Genomic DNA, 1,521 nt, shown 5'->3' with positions numbered 1-1,521 from the left:
ATGTTGCAACCGTCACTCACCAGCAGGGCCACCAGGCAGACCATGGGCCCTCCATCAGCGTCTCCCTTCCCGAGACTGCCGGAACGCGTCCAAAAAGCCGGTCCAGCTGTGCACTCGAAACAGCAGGTCCGGCAGGTCGATCCTCGGCAGCATCGCCGCTGCCACCAACCTGAGCTCGCGCAGCGACTCCGGCCCCCACCGCGCCGAGCTTGGCTACGCTCAGCTTCGCCCGCCATCTGGTGGAACGACGATCTCCACCTTGATCCCTCGGGAACTGCCCCACACCCCTTTTCGCGTCGCTGGCTCCACCCAGCGGGTGGTGATGGCCTGCACCGTTCAGGCCACCGGTGCCCCGGTCAAGATCCGAAAGGACCTCGCCTCGATCTGCCGGCAGGGAACACCCGTTGACCGCGTCATGTACTTCACAGTGACCGCCGTGCCCACCGGGAGACCCTTGCCTGGTTCCTGCGCAGCCGGGGCATCTGTGACCGGCTACCGCGGCCAGGGCAAGACCGACGCCAAGGACGCCCACGTGATCGCCGATCAGGCCCGTATGCGCCAGGACCTCGGATTGCTGCGGCCGGGCGACGAGGTCGCCGTCGACCTGCGCATCCTCACAGGCCACCGCCTCGACCTGATCCACGACCGCAACCGTCAGATCAACCGGCTGCGCGAACAACTGCTGCAGATCTTCCTGGCCTTGGAGAGTGTCCTACTCCGCAAGGGCCGCGGGCCGGTCGTGCTGCTGACCGGCTATCAAGCACCGGCCGCGATCCGACGCCTGGGTGTCCACCGCCTTGAACCGCCACATCCAGGCCGTCCTCGCTCTGGCCGCCGATGCCTCAACGTCCTCTGGGCCATGATCCGCGACCAGACCTCCTACGAACCCCGCCCCTCCGTCGCGGCTACGGCTTGACGTCCGCTATTGGAAAGTTCTTTATGGTCTGACCTGGTCACGTTCGGTGATGGTCTCGGGTCACCTGACTGTTTCGCCCACGTCGTACCGGGTGGCGGGCGACGGTTCTTCGAGCCGAGCGGTCTGCCGGGGCCGTGCCGGTTGGTTTCGGCGCACGGGCCGGACAGGGTCCGCGGCTTCCTCGGAGGCGGTGCTGGGCCGCTGACCCACGTCCACCTTGCCTTGCGGATCTCTCGATCCAGGTCCGCACTGTTTCGGCCGCACCGATACCCAGCTTCGCCGCGACCGCCTTCATCGTCCCGCTCGGTCGGTCGGATAGTTCGGACGGAACTCCGCGACCATGCGCATCGCACGTTCGGGAAGCTCGTCAGGGTAGAGGACGGACGTGCCATGACTCTATCCGCTCACGGAATCGAGCCTCCATCAGTCCCGGAGCGGTTCAACCCGGCGATGAGCAACAAACACTCAGTTGCATGCACTGATCGGCACCTTACATTCAAGGGCATCCGCCAGGAAGCGTCCTGGCATGGCGCTTGCATACGTAAATAGGAGGTGTTTTATGACCAGTAACCAGGCCGTGGTCCGCCGCGCTATGGCTCCCAACC

Annotated in this window: 1 pseudogene; it reads left to right on the top strand. The window is 65.4% G+C overall.

The window, feature by feature from the left end:
* Positions 1-487: 487 nt before the first annotated feature.
* Positions 488-802 (top strand): annotated as a pseudogene (locus tag ACGFYN_RS47860) (transposase); the annotation flags it as partial.
* Positions 803-1,521: the final 719 nt, after the last annotated feature.

The sequence above is a fragment of the Streptomyces sp. NPDC048419 genome (genome assembly GCF_043200415.1).
Lineage (GTDB): Bacteria > Actinomycetota > Actinomycetes > Streptomycetales > Streptomycetaceae > Streptomyces.
The sequence above is the reverse complement of the archived record's forward strand: the minus strand, read 5'-3'. Positions and strand labels throughout refer to the sequence as shown.